Here is a 2,468-nt window from a genome sequence, read left to right as displayed (position 1 = left end):
CCAGCTCGCCGGCCCCCACCTGCGGTCGGTGCTGCTCGCCGCCCGGCCCGCCGTCTGCCGGCAGGTCGCGTTCCGCGCGGTCGCGGCCGGGTACCGGGTGGCCGTGGTGACCGATGTCCCCGACCGGTGGAGCCCGCTGACCGCGATCGGTGACGAGACCCGCTACCGGATCGTCGACCCCGATTCCTCCGACGTGGGTGCCCCTGTCGACGCCGTGATGTGGGACGTCGACGGCCCGCTGACGGAGGGCAGGATCGACGCGCTCGCCGGGCCGGGCGGCCCGGATGTCACCCCGCCCACCGTCATCCGGGTGGACGCCGACTGGGAGCTGCGCGGCACCAGCCGCCTGTCCTCGGCCGCCGCGACACCCGATCTCGTCCTGGACGGTCGGATCGACGGGTGGATCTCCGTGGAGCCGCGGGACGGCGAACCCCGCCGCGTCTCGGTCGTGGCGGGGCCGGGCGAGGACCCGTTCGTCGGGCCGCTCGCGTCACCGGACGGTAGCGCGACAGACGGTCTCACACCCTCAGGTGCTGCACCTTCCGCCACCCCGGATCATCGGTGACGGTGACGGACACCTCGCCCTGGTCCCACCCGGACGCGGCCACCCGCAGCTGCTCGTGCGCCGGGGTGGTGGAGTCCACGTAGAAGTGCAGGAGGCGACGGCCGTCGCAGCTCTCCGCTCCGACGCATTCCCCGTTGCCCTCAAGGCGCTCGACCAGGTGGTCCTCCAGGTCCCGTAGGCCCGGCAGGGACAGGGACCCGGGCAACCCGCCGTCCTCTACATCCGTATACGGGACGTGGACCGCGACGTGGCGGTCGAACTCCGGCGCCGACAGCGCGACCAGCGGGACCCGGACCACGGCCACGAGCGGTCCGCGGCCCGTCTCCCCGTGGAGGATCTGCCACGCCGGGTCGCCCAGCTCATCGGTGTTGTCCGCCGCGAGCTCGCAGAGGATCTCCGGCAGTTCCCAGAGCGGGACCGCCTCGATGCCGGGCGCGGTGGCGTTGGCCCGGATCAGTCCGACCCAGGTCTCCACCTGCTCCTCTCCGCACAGCGCGTCCAGCAGCAGGTATGCGGCGATCCCCAGGTCCGCGCCGGACAGCCCGGTGAACGCCGGGTGGTGCACGGTGACGTCGGCGCGGGACAGGCCCAGGTCCACCACCACCTCCGCCTGGTCGAAATCCAGCCGGTGGTCCCGGAAGTACATCGCGCAGCCCCGCACGGGCTCGCGCAGGTCGGCGAAGGACCACGACTCATCGGCGTCCGGCGCCGCCGCCAGCCACCGGCGCGCGGCACCACGCAGCTCGGGGACCCCGGCCGCGGTAACGGTGAGGCGGTGCGGTCCGCCCTCACGAGCCGGGACGAACTCCCACGACAGTCGCGGGTCGATGGCCTCGATGAGCGAGGTGATCTCCGGAACCACCCGGCGGGCGTCACCCGAGTCGAGCGCTGCCGTCGCGCGGCGCCTGCCGCCCTCGGCCCACCATCGCCAGAAGGTGGTCACGGCCCGGTCCGACCGCAGCCGGGCCGTCTCGACACGGACGCCGGAGAAGTCCAGCGACCGCGAGAGCTGCCGGGGTCGCGCCGCTCGAATCGCCATCTGTTCTCCTCCCGTCACCGCGGTCCTCGTGAACATGTCTCCACCCCAGTATCCGGATAACCCGACGATCGTGCCCGCGCCGACACACCCGCCGGGTGCCGAGCGGGCACTCCCGGGGCCTGAAGCGGGTGCGCCTGCGCGCCCACGCTGGCAGTGTCGTGGGTATGACCACCCCACATGATCTGGCCCGGCTCTCCTCCGGTAAGCCCGAGGGCACGGAGCCGACGCGGCGGCCCGGCCCGCAGCTCCGTCCCGGCCACGACGGCCGGAGCGGCCCGCGGGTGCTCGTGATCGGCGCGACCGGGTACATCGGGTCGCGTCTCGTTCCCCGGCTACTGGCCGACGGCGCCGAGGTATCCGTGCTGGCCCGGACGCCGAAGCGCCTCGACGACGTGCCGTGGCGCGACGAGGTGACCATCCACTCCGGCGGCCTCGGGGACGCCGACGCGCTGCGCTCCGCCCTGCGCGACGTCGACGTCGCCTGTCACCTCGTGCACTCGATGGGTGACTCCAAGGACTTCGAGCGGGAGGAGCGCGAGACCACCGAGGCGTTCGTCCGGGCCGCCGAGGAGGCGGGCATCGAGCGCATCGTCCACCTGTCCGGCCTCCACCCGGAGGACGAGACGGACCTCTCCCCGCACCTGCGCTCCCGAGCCGACGTCGCCCGGATCATGCTGGAGTCCACCGTTCCCGCGCTCGTGATCCAGGCCGGTGTCGTGATCGGGTCGGGCTCCGCCTCGTTCGAGATGATCCGCCACCTCACCACCCGCTTGCCGGGGATGGTCACGCCCAAGTGGGTCAGCAACCGGATCCAACCCATCGCCGTGCGCGATGTGGTGCACTACCTCGCCGCGGCCACCACGG

At 73.2% G+C, this 2,468-nt stretch carries 2 protein-coding genes and 1 pseudogene; 2 read left to right on the top strand and 1 reads right to left on the bottom strand.

The genetic code is table 11. From position 1 onward, the window contains the following. Positions 1-565, top strand: a pseudogene (locus G6024_RS09380) (type VII secretion protein EccE); the annotation flags it as partial. Here G6024_RS09380 and G6024_RS09375 read toward each other — a convergent pair. Further along, positions 519-1,604, bottom strand: a complete 1,086-nt coding sequence (locus tag G6024_RS09375; protein WP_096907068.1) for a DUF695 domain-containing protein — start codon at positions 1,602-1,604, stop codon at positions 519-521. The pseudogene G6024_RS09380 and the gene G6024_RS09375 overlap by 47 nt on opposite strands. 164 nt (positions 1,605-1,768) lie before the next feature. On the opposite strand from G6024_RS09375, the gene G6024_RS09370 reads away from it, so the two are divergent. Next, on the top strand, positions 1,769-2,468 hold a 700-nt coding region (locus tag G6024_RS09370), incomplete at its 3' end, for an NAD(P)H-binding protein (RefSeq protein WP_159148562.1).

This window comes from Dietzia maris (assembly GCF_014144855.1).
Taxonomy (GTDB): Bacteria; Actinomycetota; Actinomycetes; order Mycobacteriales; family Mycobacteriaceae; genus Dietzia; species Dietzia kunjamensis.
The sequence above is the reverse complement of the archived record's forward strand: the minus strand, read 5'-3'. Positions and strand labels throughout refer to the sequence as shown.